This is a genomic window from Corynebacterium aurimucosum, from assembly GCF_030408555.1.
Lineage (GTDB): Bacteria > Actinomycetota > Actinomycetes > Mycobacteriales > Mycobacteriaceae > Corynebacterium > Corynebacterium aurimucosum.
Genome location: NZ_CP047048.1, coordinates 1,125,958 through 1,145,411 on the forward strand (window position 1 = coordinate 1,125,958; position 19,454 = coordinate 1,145,411).

Genomic DNA, 19,454 nt, shown 5'->3' on the forward strand with positions numbered 1-19,454 from the left:
TGCTGTTGAGCGAGTGGCTGCGGGCGAGGCAGTTAGCCTGGTCGCGCGTGATGTCGGTGTGGGCCCTGAAACTGTTTACGGATGGTTGAGGGTAAGAGGTGTCGAACCTCCTGGCAGGCGTGCGAGTCGTCTGCGTGATCCGTTTGTCCGTGAGGCCGTTGGGTTGGTGTGTGCAGGTATGTCGATCAATCAAGCAGCACAGACTGTTGGATTATCGACTGGCGTGCTTCACAGTAGGTTAAAGAAAGCTGGTGTAATCGAAGTACGGCCTAGACGCGCCCGCTTGTCACCTGATGAACGTGTCCAGGCCGTGGAGCGAGTGCTTGCTGGTGAGAGCTGTCAGACGGTGGCTGATGCGGTCGGTGTGCATCCTTCCACGGTGTATCAGTGGATAAGGAAGCAACGGTATGCGGAATTACGCCGGCAGCGACACCGTCGAACGCCTGATGAGGCGGTGGTGTCTATGCCAGATACCGGCAAGAAGCTGGGTAAAGATACTGTTATGCCAGCACCGATGAAAGCTCAAGCCATTGATGGATTTCCTAGCGGCGTATTCGACAAACACGCCTTAGTAGGGCGTGGTCGCAGGCTTACTGTTGAAGACCGTGTTGCTATTGAAGCGGGATGTCGTGTCGGTGATTCGGCACGTGCTATCGCACAGAAAATAAATAGGCACCACAGTGTCGTCGCCCGTGAAATCACCCGTAATGGTTGGAAGATTATCGATGAGGACGGCACAGAGCAGCTGCGGTATAACGCCCACAACGCTGCTGTTTCTACTGCTGGTCGGATGGTGCGGCCAAAACTACGCAAGCTCGATGAAAGCCCAACGCTTCGGGGTGTAGTGATCGATTGCCTTGCCCGCAGGTGGTCACCTGGGCGCATTAGTGCATGGCTTGAGCATGCTTTCAGCGATGATGAAAGCATGCGTATTTCCCACGAAGCGATCTACAGTGCCTTATACATTCAAGGTAAAGGCAGCCTGCGAGCCGAGCTTGAAGAAGTCATGAAGACTAAAGACGTACTTATCCGCGGCGGCGCAACACGCAAGAGTCGTGCCCGAAACGCTGGCGTGTTAACCGGTCGCCCTTGGATCAAAGGTGCTGAGATCACCCACCGCAACCCGGAAGCTGATGACAGGGCTATCCCCGGGCACTGGGAGGGCGACCTTGTCATTGGTAAAGGCGGCAAAAGCGCACTGATTACCCTAGTAGAGCGCACCAGCCGCTACACCCTGCTTGGACACCTCCCCGATGAGCACAGTTCACAAACCGTGGTCGCAACCTTGCAGGACATGGTCAAAGACCTCAACATCGAGCAGCTAAAAACCATCACATGGGACCAAGGGGCAGAAATGGCTGTCACAGCACAGGTCCAGATCAAAGACGGCTGCCAGGTGTTTTTCTGCGACCCGCACTCACCGTGGCAGAGACCAACCAACGAGAACACCAACGGCGAGATCAGGCGCCGGTTCTACAAAAAAGGCACCGACTTTGCCACCGTCACACCCGAACATGTCGCGTGGGTACAAAATGAGCTCAACGAAACACCCCGACAAATCCTCGGCGGCGCAACCCCACGTGAAATACTTAACGAACTATTCAAGCGTGGCGCATCCACCGCTTGATTCCGCCCTGGTCGTCGTCAAGCACTGTCTTGGCGCTTTACGACGCCCACCTGCGCGTATGTACTTCCAGGTCTGCACTTTTGGGTTTGGCGTTGGCTGTGGCGGGGGCAGCCAGCGCACCGCTGCAGTGCCAGTCGCGCGGCAGTCTCGTATCTGAGACAGCTAGGCCAAAAGTGTCCTGGCTCATGGTTCTGCGTCACAGTAACTTGTCCTGTGTGACGCTGACCAAGCCCCACTAGGGACAGCCCCGGGGAACCGGCCTTGGGGGTTTGGGAGGGCGTCGAAATGCACGAGCGAAAGGAAGTCATGTCTGAACCCCGCGAAGTACGCGCCCCGCGCGGAACCGAAATCTCCGCCAAGTCTTGGCAGACCGAAGCCCCGCTGCGCATGCTCATGAACAACCTTGATCCCGAGGTTGCCGAGCGTCCCGAGGACCTCGTAGTCTACGGCGGCACCGGGCGTGCTGCCCGCAGCTGGGAGGCTTTTGATGCCATCGTGGAGTCCCTCAAGAACCTCGAGTCCGACGAGACGTTGCTGGTGCAGTCCGGCAAGCCGGTCGGCATCTGGAAGACCAATGAGTGGGCACCGCGCGTGCTCATCGCCAACTCCAACCTTGTCGGTGACTGGGCCAACTGGGAGCACTTCCGCAAACTCGAAGACGAAGGCCTGATGATGTATGGCCAGATGACGGCCGGCTCCTGGATTTACATCGCTACCCAGGGCATCCTGCAGGGTACCTTCGAGACCTTCGCGGCCGTGGCAAAGAAGCGCTTCAACGGCACGCTCGCCGGCACCTTTACCCTCACTGGTGGCTGCGGCGGCATGGGTGGCGCACAGCCGCTGTCTGTTACTTTGAACGGCGGAGCCTGCCTCATCGTCGATGTGGATGAGACCCGCCTGAAGCGCCGCCAGCACAAGCGCTACCTCGATGAGGTTGTTACCGACCTGGATGAGGCCCTCAAGCTGGTGCTCGACGCCAAGGAGAACAAGAAGCCGCTGTCCGTGGGTCTCGTGGGCAACGCCGCTGAGGTCTTCCCGGAGGTCCTGCGCCGACAGCGCGCGGGTGAATTCACCGTGGACATCGTCACGGACCAGACCTCCGCGCACGACCCGCTGAGCTACCTACCCACCGAAATCACCGTGGAGGACTGGCACAACGAGGCCAAGGCGGACCCGACCACCTTTACCAAGAAGGCCCGCGAGGCCATGGCCGCCCAGGTCCAGGCCATGGTGGAATTCCAGGACGAGGGTGCTGAGGTCTTCGACTACGGCAACTCCATCCGCGACGAGGCCCGCAAGGCCGGCTACCAGCGTGCCTTCGAGTTCCCAGGTTTTGTCCCGGCCTACATCCGCCCGCTCTTCTGCGAGGGTCTTGGCCCCTTCCGCTGGGCAGCGCTTTCCGGCGACCCTGAGGACATCAAGGTCACCGACCAAGCGCTCAAGGAGCTCTTCCCGGACAACGAGCACCTGCACAACTGGCTTGATGCCGCCGAGGAGTACGTGGAGTTCGAGGGCCTGCCGGCACGTATTTGCTGGCTGGGCTACAACGAGCGCCACAAGGCTGGCCTGCTCTTCAATGACCTGGTCAAGGAAGGCAAGATCAAGGCTCCGATCGTTATTGGACGCGACCACCTCGACTCCGGTTCCGTGGCCTCCCCGTACCGCGAGACCGAGGCCATGCTCGACGGCACCGATGCCGTGGCTGACTGGCCGCTGCTCAACGCCATGACCGCTGTCTCCTCCGGTGCCACCTGGGTATCCATCCACCACGGCGGCGGCGTGGGCATGGGCCGCTCCATTCACGCCGGTCAGGTCACCGTGGCCGACGGCACCGAGCTGGCCGCCGCCAAGCTGCGCGCCGTGCTGACCAACGACCCGGGCATGGGTGTTATCCGCCACGTGGATTCCGGTTACACTCGCGCCAAGGAAGTCGCCGACGAGCGCGGCGTGCGTATCCCGATGGAATTCAAGGCCCGCGACTAGATAAGAGAGGAAAAGAAGATCATGTCCACCCTGTTTACTGGAATCTCAGAGCTGCGCACGGTGTCGGAGGCTGGCACGCTTGCCGACGCCTCCCTCATCGCCAACACCGACGGCACCATCGCCTGGATCGGACCGGAGTCCGAGGCGCCGGCCGCGGATGAGAAAGTCGACCTGGGCGGGCGCGCGGTCCTGCCGGGATGGGTGGATTCTCATACGCACATGATCTTCGACGGCGACCGCTCCGCCGAGTTCGAAGCCCGCATGGCGGGTGAGTCCTACCAGGCCGGTGGCATCGCGGTGACCATGGACGCTACCCGCTCGGCGGGGGAGGAGCGCCTGGAAAAGCTGTTGGTGGAGCGCATTGCCGCCGCCCGCCGCGGGGGTACGACGACCTTGGAGACGAAGACCGGCTACGGTCTTAATACTGAATCTGAGGTGGAGGCCGCTCGCGTGGCGGCTCGCCACGTCGATGACGTTACCTTCCTCGGCGCACACCTCGTGCCGCCGGGAGCGGAAGCCGAGACTTACCTCGACGAGGTTGTCGGCCCGATGCTGGACGGTGTGGCCGAGCACGTGCAGTGGATCGATGTCTTCTGCGAGCGCGGCGCCTTCGACGAGGGGCAGTCGCGCCGCGTGCTCGAGGCGGGCAAGGCCCGGGGCTTAGGCGTGCGAGTGCACGGCAACCAGCTCGGCGAGGGCCCAGGCGTAGCACTCGCGGTGGAGTTGGGCGCTGCCTCCGTGGACCACGTCAACTACCTCAGCGATGCCGATGTCGAGGCGCTGGCCTCCTCCGATACGGTGGCTACGCTGCTGCCAGCCTGCGATCTGTCCACACGCGAGCCGCTGGCGCCGGGCCGGAAGCTTATTGATGCCGGCGCGACCGTCGCCATCGCCTCGAACCTCAACCCGGGTACCTCGTATACCTCCTCGCTGAACTTCTGCGTGACCACGGCTGTGCTCCAGCAGCACCTCACGCTTGATGAGGCCATCGCCGCCGGCACGCTGGGCGGTGCCACCGCGCTGCGCCGCCAGGATGTTGGCTCAGGTAAGGACGCGCAAGGCCGCCCGGCTAAGGGCTCGCTGGTGGTCGGTGCTGCCGCCGACCTGCATGTCCTCGATGCCCCGAGCGCTATCCACCTGGCTTATCGCCCGGGCATGCCGATGACCTGGAAGACCTTCGTGGGTGGCCGTGAAGTCTAGAACGTAAAGTCTTGCACTCTAGAGTGTAAAACTTTGTAGTCTGCGGTATTCTGCAGGCATGATGTGGACGGTTGATGAGCTCGAGGAATACCTCGAGCACTGTCGCCTTTTGCAGTCGGATACTACGACCGTGGAAGTGAAGTCGGGACGCGGGGGAATGCCGCAGTCCCTCGGGGCTACTCTGTGTGCCTTCGCCAACATGCCGCGCGGTGGCACCGTCATTATTGGAGTGGCGGAACCCGACTTTGCGGTGCACGGCGTGGACGATCCCGGCGCCATCGAAAGCGCGCTGGCGGATCAGGCACGCACTCTAGTGGAACCCGCGCCCTTCATTGAGACTCAGACCCTGTACGTCGAAGGGCGAGCTGTCGTGCTTGGACACGTCGAAGGCGTGCTGCCGCACCAGCGGCCGGCACTCTATCGGGGTCGGCCTTACCTGCGAATGGCGGATGGTGACTACGTCATGAGCGCCAATGATCTTCGCATGGTCGAGGTGGATAAGCTGCACGCTCGCGAGGCCATTGCCTATGACTCAGCACCGGTTCCCGGGTCAAACCTAGAAGTCTGTGATGCTTCGGTGCTTAAGGAGGCGGTGGCGGAGCTGCGCAGCGCCACCCCTCGTTTGCGGGGTGCGAGCGATGCCGAGCTGCTGGAGCTATTCCGCGTGGTTGATTCACAAGGGCAGCTGAGTGTGGCAGGTTTATACGCTCTGGGGCGCTTTCCGCAGGGATTCTTTCCCGACCTGCATATTTCTGCGGCCGTGCAATACCCAGCGGGGGAAGAAGGACCGCGTACCCGGAATCTGGAGGAATTCTACGGCCCTGTGCCGGATCTGGTGGATGGAGCCGTGGCGTGGGTGCACAGGAATATCGACACTGACTTGGTCTATGACACAGATGGCCACCTGCGCGAGGTTCCAGAACTACCGCTGGAGGCTGTTCGTGAAGTCATTGCTAATGCCGTGGTCCACCGCGACCTTGGCCCAGAAAGCTTAGGCGCCGGCAAATTTGTCACTGTCCGGCTGACCCGCCAAGCACTGATTGTGACCAGCCCCGGTGGATTGCGGGGCATCTCCGTGGAAGAGCTTAGGGGAAAGATGCTGTCACCCGTCGCTGTGAACCCGCGCCTATACACATTGAGCACGAAGCTGCGGCTTGAGGACGGCGAGCGTGTCATTGAGGGCCAGGGCGGAGGAATGCGGGTGGTTTTTGAATCGCTTCGGAAAGCTGGATTGCGTCCGCCCGTCCTCATCGACACTGGTGTGCGCTTCACCGTGATCCTCTGGAGGGCGGGGCGAGACGATGACGAACATGACGCGGCACCGCACGGCGCTAACGCTTCCTCTCTGTCTGCTCCGGAGTCTGCGAGCATAGGCAGTGAGGGCAGTGTGGTGGAAGACGGGCTCGTCGCCAAGCTCGGCGGAAACCCCGCACTTGTGCTTGCTGCGTTGCGCCGGAAGGGCGAGCTCTCGCTCGTGGACATCGTAAACAGTACGCAGCTCACCCGCGGCCAGGTGCGTTACGCGCTGGGCAAGCTTATCGAGTCTGGGCACGTCATCATGCGCGGCAAACACGGTGACCGAGCCACGCGTTACGCTGCGAAGGAGTAGCCCCTAGTGGAAAAGCTCGGGTAAATCTTCGGCGAAATAGCTAATTGGATGTTGGTACCGTACTCTGGTGTGAGCAATGAGCATTACCGATAACGCCACCGGCGGCGTCAACGAGCCGGAAGAATTCAATAAGTCGGAATCTCAGGAAAACTCGCAAGGTGGCGAAGCATTGGACGCTTCGCAGGTGTCGAATCAGGACACCGGGGCTGCGAATAACCCTGAGGACACCGGCGCTGAAGAAGAATCAGCCAACGACAACTCCCAGGGTTTTGCACACCTCGGCCTTCCCGATGACGTTCAGGAAGCCGTGTCCAAGGTGGGCTTTACCAAGCCATCCCCAATTCAGGAAGAAACCATCCCGATCCTCATGGAAGGCCGCGACGTCGTCGGCCTCGCCCAGACGGGTACGGGTAAGACCGCAGCCTTCGCGCTGCCGGTTCTCTCCCAGATCGATACCGAGGCCCGCTACCCGCAGGCTTTGGTCCTGGCACCCACTCGTGAACTGGCCCTCCAGGTAGCGGACTCCTTCCAGTCCTTCGCTGACCACTTGGGTCGCATCGAGGTTCTGCCTATCTACGGTGGCCAGGCTTATGGCATTCAGCTCTCCGGGCTGCGCCGTGGCGCCCAGATCATCGTCGGCACCCCAGGCCGCGTCATTGACCACCTGGAGAAGGGCTCCCTGGACATCTCACAGCTGCGCTTCCTCGTCCTCGACGAGGCGGACGAGATGCTCAACATGGGCTTCCAGGAAGACGTCGAGCGCATTCTTGAGGACACCCCGGAAGAAAAGCAGGTCGCACTGTTTTCGGCCACCATGCCGAACTCGATTCGCCGCCTGTCCAAGCAGTACCTCAACAACCCCGCTGAGGTCACTGTGAAGTCGGAGCGCCGCACGAATGACAACATCACGCAGCGCTTCCTGCTGACCCCGCACCGCCACAAGATGGATGCCTTCACCCGCATCCTCGAGGTCATTGACTACGACGCCATCATCGTCTTCTGCCGCACCAAGCACGCGACCGAGGACGTGGCCGACAGCCTCAAGGAGGCCGGCTACAACGCTGCTGCCATCAATGGTGATATTGCCCAGCAGCAGCGTGAACGCACCGTCGATCAGCTCAAGGATGGCCGCCTGGACATCCTGGTGGCTACCGACGTGGCTGCTCGCGGTCTTGACGTGGACCGCATTACCCACGTGGTCAACTACGACATCCCGAATGACACCGAGTCCTACGTGCACCGCATCGGCCGTACCGGCCGTGCTGGCCGCACTGGTGAGGCCATCCTGTTTGTCACCCCGCGTGAGCGCCGCATGCTGCGCTCCATCGAGCGCGTGACCAATGCCCGCTTGGAGGAGATGGACCTTCCGACCGCGGATGAGGTCAACGCTAAGCGCAAGGAGAAGTTCTTCGCTTCCATCGGCGCTTCGCAGGAGGACAAGCAGTTCGAGTTCTTCCGTGACATGGTGCGCGAGTACTCCGCGGCTGAGAACGTGGCGATGGATGATATCGCTGCTGCTCTGGCCGTGCAGTTACAGGGCGGGACGGACTTCCTGCTCAAGGAGCGTCCGGTATCCAAGAAGGACCGTCGCGAGCGCGACCGCTTCGAACGCGACGGGCGTGGCCGTGGCCGTGAGCGCGCTGGCCGCGACCGTGACCGCGGCCCGCGCCGACCGGACGGGGACTTTGAGACGTACCGGTTGGACGTCGGCAAGCGCCAGAACGTGCGCCCCGGAGCCATCGTGGGCGCGCTGGCCAATGAAGGTGGCCTGTCCTCCAAGGACTTCGGCCGCATCACCATCGCGGTGGGCCACACCTTGGTGGACCTGCCGAAGAACCTGGACCCGGCGGTGCTGGATCGTCTGAAGGACACCCGTATTTCCGGACAGCTCATCAAGATTCAGAAGGACACCGGCCGCCCACCGCGCCGGAACTTCGACGATGATCGCGGCCGCGGCGGCTACGGTGGACGTGGCCGTGGTGGACGCGGTGAGCGCGGCGGATACCGCGACCGTGACCGCGGTGGACGCGGTCGTGATCGTGGTGGGCGCCGCGGCGGCTGGCGCGACTAGTCTCTGCCAGGCAACGCAGCGGCCTTAATGCTGCACGAGAAAACCTCCCAAACTCTCATTGAGGGCTTGGGAGGTTTTGCTATTGAGGGCTAAACCGGAAAGTTTAGACGTACATCAGGATGGCGCAGACAACCCACAGCAGGTTGAAGATGCCGGAGAACATAGCCAGCTGCTTCTTCAGCTTGGCCACATCGGCGCTGCCCGGGCTAGCAATCGCAGCCATGGCCTTGTTCTGCTTCGGGATAACCACCACGAGCAGAATAACCCAAGCGATGACGGAGAGCAGAAGGGCAATGTGGAACTGGACCTGGGACTTGTAGGCATCCAGGTCGGTAAGGAAAACGGCCAGGCCAATAACCGGAACAATGGCGGAAATATAGCCATAGGTCGAGGTGATCTTGTTGAGGATGCCGGCGGCACCAGCAGCCGAAGCATCACCAGCGCCAGCCTTTGCCAGCTGTGCTGGGAAGGCGGAGGTGGAGATACATACGGTACCGACCAACAAGATAGCGGCGAAGGCGTGGAGGAAAATGAGCAAGCTAGTCATGGGGAGTGCGCTTTACCTTTCTGTACGGGGCTTTTCCCAGCGAAAGTCTAACGGTGCTGTGAGATGAAATCGAATCGGCACTGGTGGCGCATGACCGCATAGTCGCGGGAGGGAAGCGGGAGTTGATACTTGCGGGCCACAGCGGCAAGCCGCTGCGAATAGTCGCAACGATCAGCCGGTGGGAGCCAGTCCGCCGGCAAGGAATCGGACTTGGCTTGGTTCAAATTGCGGGCGGTAGCGACGAGGTTGAGCGGATCATTGGCGAAGGCCATTTTCTTATCACGCGGCCACGTTGATGCGCCAAGGTCCCAGGCCGCTGAGAGCGGAAAGACGTGGTCGACTTCCACGCGCGCCGGCGCCGGAGCGCGGGAATAGGGGTCATAGAGTGTGCCGTTGGTGGTCTGCGCGGCTTTGACATTATCGCGGGTTCCGGGAGCCCAGCCGCCGAAGTCATCGCGGTCATAGCCAGGGGCCTCCACGCGCGCAGGCACGGTAGTCACACCCAGGTCGGGGCCGGGGAGGAGGTGGTAGCCGCCGTAGGCCACCGTGGCTATAGAGAGGAAACCGATATAGGCCGCGCGCAGGTTCATGCACTTTTAGACTGCTTGGGTGTATGAGCGGTTCCCGTATAAGCAGGAAGCACGTGACTGTAGAAACGGGTTAGGTGGGGCAGCCATACGGCTTTTCCCAAAAGGCATTAGTCAGAAGGTTTCTTTGGGGGCAAAGGCACCTTTTAGAGGCTCGCACACGGCGTTTTCGAGGCAAAGGCACCTTTTGAGAAATGCCTTTTGAATAGAGGCTTTTGAGTAGCGACCTTGTAGAGCCATCCGAGTCAATCACAAGCGAAACCCCGCCACAGCAGTAACTGGACTGCTGAAGCGGGGTTTGCGCAGAAGGATCGGGGAGAGAGGAGGGTTACTTCTGAACCTTCTCTGCGGCCTCCTCGAAGTCCAAGTCATCGTTCTTCTCAACGAGCTTGGCCAAGCGGGTAGCCTCCTCGAACTCCTGGGTGACCTTCGCATCCGGGGCCTTGGTGGCCAGGGAAACGCCGACAGCCACGAGTAGAGCGGAGATGAAGCCCGGAACCAGCTCGTAGAGGGTATCGCCCAGCGGGCTCATGCCCCAGCCGATGGCCACGATCGCACCGGTGAGCATGCCGGCGATAGCGCCGGTGGAGTTGAGGCGCTTCCAGTACAGCGCCAGCAGGACGATTGGGCCGAAGGCGGAGCCGAAGCCAGCCCAGGCGAAGCCAACTAGGCCCAGGATCGAATCCGACGGGTTGATGGCCAGCACGGCAGCGATGATGGCGATGGCCACGACGGCGGTACGGGAGAGGTTGATCAGAACCTCCTGGCGCGGCTTCTTCTTAGCGAAGATGAGGTAGAGGTCCTCGATGAGGGAGGTGGAGACAACCAGCATCTGGGAGGACATCGTGGACATGATGGCTGCGAGAACGGCGGTCAGAACCAGACCAGCAAACAGCGGGTGGAACATGACCTGAGCCATGTCCAGGAAGATGGTCTCGTAGTTTTCCTGGTCAGTAATGGAGTGGCCGGTCTGGGTGAAGAACACGGTACCCGACAGCGCCACGAAGATAGCGCCAATCAGGGAAATCCCCATCCAGCTGACACCGTAGAAGCGGCCCGCGCGGGCATCGGAAGGCTTACGCAGCGCCATGAAACGCACGATGATGTGCGGCTGGCCAAAGTAACCCAAGCCCCAAGCCAAGTTACCGATGATGACGGCGGCGGATACGCCAGAGAACAGGGAGAAGTAATCGGGGTTCTCAATAACGCCATTGGTGGCGTAGGGGTTCTCAGCAGCGAAGCTGAAGATCTCGCCCGGGTTGTCCAAGGAGAAGAGCACCATGATCGGCACGATGATGAGGGAGGCGAACATGAGCAGGCCCTGGACGGTATCGGTGTAGGACACCGCAAGGAAGCCACCGACGAAAGTGTAGAAGACCGTCACGGCAGCCACGACGAGCATGCCGACCATGTAGTCACCGCCGAAGCTGGACTCGAAGTAACGGCCGCCAGCCACCATGCCGGAAGAGACGTAGAAGGTGAAGAAGAAGATAATGATCGCCGCCGCGATGATGCGCAGCACGCGCGACTTATCGTGCAGGCGGTTCTCAAAGAAGGAGGGGACGGTAATAGAGTTGCCGGCAATTTCGGAGTAGGAGCGCAGGCGCGGCGCGACCCACTTCCAGTTGGCCCAAGCGCCGATGAGGAGGCCGATGGCCATCCACAGCTCGGACATACCGGTCAGGAACAAAGCGCCCGGCAGGCCCATGAGCAGCCAACCCGACATATCGGAAGCGCCGGCGGACAGGGCGGCTACGAACGGGTGAAGGCCGCGGCCGGCGAGAACGTAGTCGTCATACTCATCCGTCTGCTTGTAGCTCCAGAAGCCGATAGCGGCCATGGCAAGCAGGTAGATGATCATCGCAACGACATACCAAGTGGAGTCTTGCACTGATCTCTCCTTGAGATTGAGATTAAAAAATAGGACCTCACCACGCTAACGAGGCACAAGCTCCTACCCAACTGAAAATTGGCTGGTTGACCAGTATTTGGTTACCTTGGTCACAGCTTAATGTACGGTCTTACTGGTGTTACGTCGTTATGTAACGAGACTGTAACGATTGCTTATTTGGGCTGGATTTGGGAACTTTCTGCAACCCTGACCCCCAGAAGGCGTGCTGCTAAACTGGGCCCTATGGCTTCTTACCTGCTGCATGGCCTCTGGCTGCCCGTCTCCGGCCTGAGCCTATGGATCGAACAGGTCGAAGGGCACAAGATCATCATGCCCTCAGCAGTCCCAGAGGGAACTTTCCCGGATGTGGTCGATAGCATCCTGAGCAAGAAGACCTTCCGCAACCGCGCGCGAGTCTCCCTGCGCACTCCGAAGGGCAAGGATGTCTCCCTCATGGTGCCCATGGCCATGTTTGCCCCGGATGAAGCGGTGGAAACACTGGCCAAGCTGGAATACCTCGACACCGAAAGCCAAGCGGTCTCCGTGGAGCAGCGTGCGACCATCGCGCCGGATCTCCTGTGGCTCATCCGCGCCTACCGCGGGCTTTACCGTTTTGTCCGCGCCGGCCGCGTGACCATCCGCCTGTCCTATCAAGCCGGCGAGTGGTATCCGATGTGGCAGCTGGCCTCCGGTTTGGGCGAGCGCAGCTGGTTGGCGGAAATGCTGGCGTCTGCACCCGGCATCCTGTCCATTAATAACCGGGCCCTGTCTGATGATTTGGCCGATGAGCTCACGCACTGGATTGCCTATGCCCAGCTGCGCCCGCAGATCGACGCCCCACGTGCTGCCCCCTGGCACGACTTCGCCCAAGCGCTGCTGAAAACCGCGCCCGTGAAGAAAGGGCGGGCCCAGCTGTTGCGCGGGCTCAACGAGTGGAAGGACTCCATTACCTCCGTCGATCTGCAGCTGGTGTTCCTCGTGGAGGAGCCACCAAATGATAATGTCGCCGTCGAGGACGCAGCGTGGCCCATCCGTCTGCTGGTTCGCTCCGGGACCGATTCACCCCTGCCGGTGCGCCAAGACCAGTTGGACCGGGGGAGCGTCGAGAAGCTGCGTGAAGCCCGTCGTCACGCCTTCGATGTGGCTCCGCGGCTAAAGTACAATTCCGCGCCGGCGAGCCGGAATGCGGGGGACTGGGATGTGTACCTGACCACGGAACAGCTCGTGGATTTTGTCACCCACGACGCCGCCGCCCTGCGCAAAGCCGGCTTTACCGTGCTGCTGCCCAAGTCGTGGTCCCACATGGAGACCAAAGCCAAGCTGGAAACCACAGAGGTGCGCGATCCTGCTGATGCCGCCACCAAGGCGCACATCGGCATGGAGAAGCTGTTCAGCTATGACTGGAAGCTTTCGGTGGGGGATACGCAGCTTACCGACGCCGAAATGCACGAGCTCATCTCCTCCAAGTCCGGCCTGATTCGTCTGCGCGGCGAGTGGGTCATGGCGGATACACAGGCCCTCAACAAGATCTCGCAGTACATGCGCGAACTGGCCGATACCGCCCGTAAGCGCGCCCTAAAGGAACTGGAGCAGCTCGCCGCGACCGCGGAGATGGCCCGCCAGCTGGAACAGCCTGGCTGGGAAGAGCTCGTTGCGGAGGTGGAGCGCCGCCGCAAGGAATTCAACGAGGGCGAGCAAGAGGAAGCGGTCACGCTTGCGGACCTACGCGAGATGGCGTTGAAATCCATGGCGGAGGACCCAGTAGCGTTCACCGGATCTGAGTGGCACACCTCTTTGCTCGGTGGGATGGATAGTACCGCGCCCGACCGCGTGGAGATCCCCGATACGGTCCATGCCGAGCTGCGCGAGTACCAGCGCCGGGGCGTCGACTGGCTGTATTGGATGTCCCGCAACAATATCGGCGCGGTGCTGGCAGATGACATGGGTTTGGGCAAGACGCTGCAGCTGTTGTCCCTGCTGGCGGTAGAAAAGGCCGCCCATGAGACAGAGGGGGAAGCAGGGGCGTGGAAGCCCACCCTGGTGGTTGCCCCGACCTCCGTGGTGGGCAACTGGGCTAGGGAAGCCAAGCGCTTCGTGCCGGACTTTAAGGTCATGGTGCAACATGGCACCGGGCGCCTGAAGAGCGAGGAGCTGGTCACGGCGGCGCAGAACGCCGATATCGTCATCACCTCCTATGGCACGGTCAGCCGTGACTTCCTGACCTTGAGCAAGGTGGAGTGGGACCGCGTGGTCCTCGATGAAGCCCAAGCGATCAAGAACGCCTCCACGCGCTCCTCCAAGGCCGTGCGCGCCATCCCCTCGCGGCACCGCGTGGCGCTGACCGGTACGCCGATTGAGAACCGGCTGTCGGAAATGCGCTCCATCCTGGACTATTGCAACCCCGGGATCCTGGGCTCAGCTTCCTTCTTCCGCAACCACTTTGCCAAGGCCATCGAGCGCGAGGGCAGCGATGTCATGGCGGAGCGCCTGCGCCTGCTCACCGGCCCGTTCATCCTGCGCCGCCTCAAGACGGACCCGAATATCATCGATGACCTGCCGGAGAAGTCTGAGCAGATCATCACCGTGCGCATGGCTGATGAGCAGGCTGCCCTCTATAAGGCTCTGGTCAATGACGTGGAGCAGGCTCTGGGAAAGAAGAAGGAGGGCATCTCGCGCCGCGGCCTCATCTTGGCTTCGCTGACCCGTATTAAGCAGATTTGTAACCACCCGGCGCACTTCCTGGCCGATGGCAGCGCCGTCACCATCAAAGGCAAGCATCGCTCCGGCAAGGTGGAAGAACTCATGCGGATCATCGACCAGGCCATCGAATCCTCGGAGCGCGTACTGATCTTTACCCAGTACAAGGCCTTCGGTGACGTTCTCCAGCCCTACCTGTCTGAGCAGCTGGGCTGCGAGATTCCCTTCCTCCACGGCGGGGTGAGCAAGAACCGGCGCGACCAGATGGTGGAGGAATTCCAGGCCGATGATGGTGCGCCCGTCATGCTGCTCTCGCTCAAGGCGGGTGGTACCGGCTTGAACCTCACGGCGGCGTCGATTGTCGTGCACATGGATCGCTGGTGGAATCCGGCGGTGGAGAACCAGGCCACGGACCGCGCCTTCCGCATTGGCCAGCAGCGCAACGTGCAGGTGTACAAGATGATCACCGCCGGTACCTTGGAGGAATCCATCCAGGACATCCTCGACGGCAAGACGCAGCTGGCCGGTGCCGTTGTGGGCGAAGGCGAGGGCTGGCTCACGGAGCTGAGCCCCGAGCAGCTGGCGGATCTCATGAGCTATAGGGAACAGGAGAAGTAAATGGCACCGAAGAGTCCTGAGGACAACAACGTCATCTACGCCAACTTCGGCACCCGCAAGCGCGTGAGCACGCCGGAGGAGGTCAACCGCGTCGACCGCGTGCGCACCATGCAGCCGGCGGCCACGCGCCTGCTCAACTTTGTCAACCAGCAAACGGATTCCGGTCGCATTCGCCGCGGGCGCCAGTACGCCACCGAGGGCCATGTCGTGGGCCTCGATGTGCGCAATGGCGCGGTGCACGGAAAGGTTGCGGGCTCCCAGAACGAGCCTTTCGCGGTGCTCATCCAGGTGCCCTACCGCAATAACGAGGACATCGGGCGGCTGTCGGAGATGTTCGCACGTACCCCCAACTCCGTGGCGAAGGCCAAGGAAGGCATGCTTGCCGACGCCTCCCTCGACATTCTCATCGCCGAGTACCCCGACGACCTTCGCTTTTCCTGCACCTGCCCCGACCCGGAATATGTGTGCAAACACGTCGTGGCGGTGGCGGACCGCCTCGCGGCCCGGATGGATGCCGATCCTTCCGTGATTTTTGCCCTGCGTGGCCTCGACTTCGCGCGGCTGGAACAAGCGGTCATGGAACAGGCCAAGGCGGCTTCGGAGGACTCTTTTTCCGCTTCTGCGGCCTCTGAAATCTCTGCCGAGGAACGCAATGCCTTGTTCTGGGAGGGGCGAGAATTGCCGCCCTTGCCGGAGCCCAAAACTGCTCCAGCCGTGGATGATTCCGACCCGGAACTGCTGCGCAAGGCCATGCGTTCTGTCAGCCATACGAACATAGATTTGCTTCGGGCGGTCTCCGATGTCGAGGACCTTTACTATCATCTGACGCACTAGACATTGCCACCCCAGGGCAGCGGCTTGAGCACCAGCCCTGGATAACGTTGTAGGGAGTTTGCATGGCCGCGGTCACGTTCATCCACACCTCCGATTTCCAGCTGGGCATGACCCGCTGGTTTTTAAGTCCCGCGGCGCAGTCGCGTTTTGATGATGACCGCGAAGCAGCGGTCTTGCGGCTGGGGGAGTTGGCCACCGAGACGGGTGCCGAGTTCATCGTTGTGGCCGGTGACGTCTTCGAGCACAACTCCTTGAGCAAAACCACGCTGTTGCGCGCGAAGGATATGTTCAAGCGCCTGCCGGTTCCGGTCTACTTGTTGCCCGGCAACCATGATCCGCTCGTGGCGGATTCCATCTTCTTCAACTCCTTTGCGGATAACGTGCACGTGATCGCTGATTCGGAGCCGATTGAGGTTCGCCCAGGCTTGGAGATCGTTGGTGCCCCTTACCTGTCTAAGCGGGCTAATTATGACCTCGTGCGCCGTGCGCTGGAGCCTTTAGAGCCTGCCGAGGAGGGCGCGGTTCGCATCGCGGTGGGCCACGGCCAGGTGGAATCCCGCGCGGGCGAGGGCGAGGACTCGGATGCCGATACGATCGACCTCGCCTTCGTGGAAGAGTGCCTGGATAAGGGTGTTATCGATTACCTGGCGCTGGGGGATACACACTCCACCGAATCTCTCGGTTCTACCGGCAAGGTATGGTTCTCCGGCAGCCCGGAGACCACGGCCTTCGACGATAGGGAGCGCGATTCGGGCAACGCCTTGGTGGTGACCGTTGAGGGAGAGCGGGTGGACGTGGCCAAGCACCACGTTGGCCGTTGGGACTTCCGGGCGATTGATGCGGACGTTAACTCACTGGAGGAGGTCGAGGCTTTTCTTGCGGAGCTCGATGCCGTTCCGGAGAAGATTCGTACCGCGGTGAAGTACAGCCTGCGTGGCACCGTGGGCTTGAGCGCGCAGGCCCGTCTGGAGCAGGGCCTGGCGGAGATGGAGGAGGTCTTTGCCTCCCTCAAGCCGCGCAAGAGGACCATGGACCTGCCTCTGGCGCCCTCAGAAGAAGAACTCGGCGAGCTGAGTTTGAGCGGGTACGCCGCCGATGCGCTAGCGGAGCTGCTCGAGGACCTAGATAATCCCACTGCCCGCGACGCCGCCAACCTGCTGTTCCGCCTCAGCGCGAAGGGAGCCTAAACCATGATGCAGCTGCATTCTGTTGAACTGAACAACGTCCGGGGCGTGGAGCACCTGGAGGTCAAAGACCTCCCGGAGACCGGGGTGGTGGTCATCGGTGGGCCGAACGAAGCTGGAAAGTCCACGCTGGTGGAGGCCATCGATTTCGTGCTCACGGAAAAGCACACGGCAAATTCCAAACCGGTGAGGGCGCTGCAGCCTGCCGGCCGTGATGTGGGACCTGAGGTCACACTGGAGGCAACCGTGGGGCCTTACCGCTTCCGCATTCGCAAGCGGTGGGTGAAGAAGCGCACTTCGGAGCTGCATGTTTTCTCCCCGCGCCCGGGCCAGTGGACCGGTGCCGAGGCGGATGGGGAGTTGGAGCGCATCCTTAGTGAGCACGTGGACCGCGCGCTTCTCGACGCCCTCTTCGTCCGCCAGGACGACCCCCACCAAGGCATCGCCGCGGTGGGCATTCCTTCCCTGACTGCCGCACTCGAAGAAAAAACCGGGGCGAGTGCCGCGGCGGAAGATTCTGAACTGCTCACGCGCATCGAAGCGGAATACAAGGAGTACTTCACCGCGAAGACAGACAAGCCAGCAGGAGACTATAAGGCTGCCATTGCTGCGCTGGCGGATGCTGAGGAGAAGCACGCTGCCGCCGAGGCCGCGCTGCGCGAACTCGACGGCGTGGTGGAGCGCTATGAAGCCGCCGAGCTGAAGAAAGCCGAGGCTGAAGCAGCTCTTCCGGCGGCCGCGGAAGAATGCGAGCGCCGTGACGGTGAGCTGCTTGCCGCTCGGGCCGCCCAAGAGAAAGTCACCGCGCAGGAGGCTGCAGTGACTCGGGCGGCGGAGGCTGTGACGCGCGCGGAGAAGGAAGCGGAGCGCCGTAAAGCTGTGGTTGCTGAGCATGCCGCAGCTGCCGCGGCTGCTGAGCGTGCCGCCGCAGCGGTTATTCAAGCCCGCGAGCGGGCCGAGGAAGAAGCCGCCGCCCGCACGACGCTAGAGGAAGAGCGCACCGAGGTTCATAAGCGCTATGAGGCCGTGCGCGAGGAGCGCCAGCGCGCCCGCCGAGCCCAGCAACGCGCTGAACGCGAGGCCCTGGGTACCCGCCTCGAAGCACTGAACAAACTGGAAGAGACTTTGGCGTCCCGCCGCCGTGAACTGGCCGCGACTCCCGACGTTCCGAACCTTCAGGCCTTGGAGGACGCTGCACGCGAGGTCACCGTCCAGGAGCGCCTGCGCGCGGCTGCGGCGGCCAAGCTTTACTTTTCTGGCGAGGGCTCCTTTAGCGTCGATGGCGAAGAACGTGCGCTGGAGAGCGGTCAAGAACTGGCAGTCGAACTGCGCGAGGGCACCACGCTGAAAATCGGCGACATCACCGCCCGCTATGCAGCCGGTGCGGGCGATAGCGGTGAGGAAGGCGTGGGGAAAGCCCGCGCGGAGCTCACACGCCTGCTGGAAGACGCCGGGTGCGAGGACGTGGAGGCCGCCCGTGCCACCCACGAAAAACACGTAGAGCTAGTATCCGCTGCCGATACCGCGGCCCGCGAACTCACTGCGGCGCTGGGTGGGGAGGACCTGGGTGAGTTGCATGCTCGCTTCGAGGCGGGCGCGGCCGATGCTGAGGACACCGAGGGGCCCGGCGGCTCTACCGATTCCACCGCACAGCCGCGGGAGCTCGACGTCGTGGAGCAGGAAGAAGAGGAGCTGCGCAGGAAGCTGGATGAGCTCGACCGCGCCCTGGCACCCTACCGCGAGAACAAGGCGGGCGCCGCACTGGAGGTGGCGATGGTCCGTGCGGAGGAGGCCACGATGCAGCGTGATGCTCAGGCCGCAGCCGTAGAGGCCGCCCGCGCCCAGCTCAGTGATGCCGAGGTGACCGCCGCGATTGAGACAGCACGGACTGAGCTGGCGAAGGAGAAGGCGGCTTTGGAGGAGATGTCCACCGTGGATGTCGACACCGCAGAGCAGCTAGCTAGGGGAGCACACACGCACGTTGATTCGCTGAACACAGCGGTCAATGCGGCGGTTGGCGATATGCGCGAGTTTAACGGGCTTATCACTATGCACTCTGGTGCAGCTGAGGATGCAGAGAAAGCTGCCGCGGAGCTCGAAGTGGCTCGTGAGCGCCATGCCGCTGTCGAGCGCCGTGCGAATGCCGCGCGCTACCTGCGCACGCTCATGCTGCGCCACCGCGACGCCGCCCGCCAGCGCTATGCCGCGCCCTTTGTCACGGCTCTTAATGGTTTGGCTCGCACCGTCTTTGGCGGTGACGTGGACTTCGAGCTCTCCGAAGAGCTCAAGGTCCAAGCTCGCAGCCGTAACGGTGAGACCGTGTCCTTCGACGCGCTCTCCGGCGGTGCCAAAGAACAGCTGAGCATCCTGACACGCTTTGCCATCGCTCAGCTAGTGTCCGGCGAACCGGTTCCCGTCGTCATCGACGACGCGTTAGGGTCTACCGACTCGCAGCGCCTTCAGCTTATGGCGGCGTTGTTCAGCAAGGCCGGGAAAAACACTCAGGTCATCGTGCTGACCTGTATGCCGCAGCGCTACTCGTGGGTACCGGGGCGCATGGACCTAGATATGGAGAGACTTACAAGCGCTTAAGTCATGGAGTGTAG

The 19,454-nt window shown here is 61.9% G+C and carries 11 protein-coding genes and 2 pseudogenes; 10 read left to right on the plus strand and 3 right to left on the minus strand.

The genetic code is table 11. The features are described from left to right. Window positions 1-178 precede the first annotated feature (178 nt). The 6 genes and pseudogenes from CAURIM_RS05300 to CAURIM_RS05325 form a co-directional block, all read left to right on the plus strand. A pseudogene (locus CAURIM_RS05300) lies at window positions 179-388 on the plus strand (helix-turn-helix domain-containing protein); the annotation flags it as partial. Between the two features lie 19 nt (window positions 389-407). Next, window positions 408-1,627, plus strand: a pseudogene (locus CAURIM_RS05305) (IS30 family transposase). Window positions 1,628-1,933: 306 nt separating this feature from the next. Further along, complete coding sequence (gene hutU, locus CAURIM_RS05310; RefSeq protein ID WP_201828382.1) at window positions 1,934-3,610, plus strand: urocanate hydratase; 1,677 nt, start codon at window positions 1,934-1,936, stop codon at window positions 3,608-3,610. Window positions 3,611-3,631: 21 nt separating this feature from the next. After that, window positions 3,632-4,810 carry an imidazolonepropionase gene (gene hutI, locus CAURIM_RS05315; RefSeq protein WP_201828381.1) on the plus strand — a complete coding sequence of 393 codons (1,179 nt, stop codon included), beginning with the start codon at window positions 3,632-3,634 and terminating at the stop codon, window positions 4,808-4,810. Window positions 4,811-4,868: 58 nt separating this feature from the next. Then, window positions 4,869-6,419, plus strand: a complete 1,551-nt coding sequence (locus CAURIM_RS05320; RefSeq protein ID WP_201828380.1) for an RNA/DNA-binding domain-containing protein — start codon at window positions 4,869-4,871, stop codon at window positions 6,417-6,419. A gap of 76 nt (window positions 6,420-6,495) precedes the next feature. Beyond that, window positions 6,496-8,490, plus strand: coding sequence for a DEAD/DEAH box helicase (locus tag CAURIM_RS05325; protein WP_201828379.1), 1,995 nt, complete (start codon window positions 6,496-6,498; stop codon window positions 8,488-8,490). A 103-nt stretch (window positions 8,491-8,593) separates the two neighbouring features. Here CAURIM_RS05325 and CAURIM_RS05330 read toward each other — a convergent pair whose 3' ends face one another. The 3 genes from CAURIM_RS05330 to putP all read right to left on the minus strand — a co-directional run bounded on the left by CAURIM_RS05330 (window position 8,594) and on the right by putP (window position 11,515). After that, window positions 8,594-9,037, minus strand: coding sequence for a DUF2269 domain-containing protein (locus CAURIM_RS05330; protein WP_070443704.1), 444 nt, complete (start codon window positions 9,035-9,037; stop codon window positions 8,594-8,596). A 47-nt stretch (window positions 9,038-9,084) separates the two neighbouring features. Next, on the minus strand, window positions 9,085-9,627 hold the full coding sequence (locus CAURIM_RS05335) for an HNH endonuclease family protein (RefSeq protein WP_070443707.1): 543 nt from the start codon (window positions 9,625-9,627) through the stop codon (window positions 9,085-9,087). A 325-nt stretch (window positions 9,628-9,952) separates the two neighbouring features. Next, on the minus strand, window positions 9,953-11,515 hold the full coding sequence (putP, locus tag CAURIM_RS05340) for a sodium/proline symporter PutP (RefSeq protein WP_070443710.1): 1,563 nt from the start codon (window positions 11,513-11,515) through the stop codon (window positions 9,953-9,955). A 243-nt stretch (window positions 11,516-11,758) separates the two neighbouring features. Between putP and CAURIM_RS05345 the strand changes: the two genes are divergently transcribed. From CAURIM_RS05345 to CAURIM_RS05360, 4 genes are all read left to right on the plus strand, one after another. Further along, window positions 11,759-14,830, plus strand: coding sequence for a DEAD/DEAH box helicase (locus tag CAURIM_RS05345; protein WP_201828378.1), 3,072 nt, complete (start codon window positions 11,759-11,761; stop codon window positions 14,828-14,830). Then, on the plus strand, window positions 14,831-15,664 hold the full coding sequence (locus tag CAURIM_RS05350) for an SWIM zinc finger family protein (RefSeq protein WP_070644745.1): 834 nt from the start codon (window positions 14,831-14,833) through the stop codon (window positions 15,662-15,664). 62 nt (window positions 15,665-15,726) lie between these two features. After that, window positions 15,727-16,851 carry a metallophosphoesterase family protein gene (locus CAURIM_RS05355; RefSeq protein WP_201828377.1) on the plus strand — a complete coding sequence of 375 codons (1,125 nt, stop codon included), beginning with the start codon at window positions 15,727-15,729 and terminating at the stop codon, window positions 16,849-16,851. 3 nt (window positions 16,852-16,854) lie between these two features. Continuing rightward, window positions 16,855-19,440, plus strand: coding sequence for an AAA family ATPase (locus CAURIM_RS05360; RefSeq protein WP_201828376.1), 2,586 nt, complete (start codon window positions 16,855-16,857; stop codon window positions 19,438-19,440). Window positions 19,441-19,454: the final 14 nt, after the last annotated feature.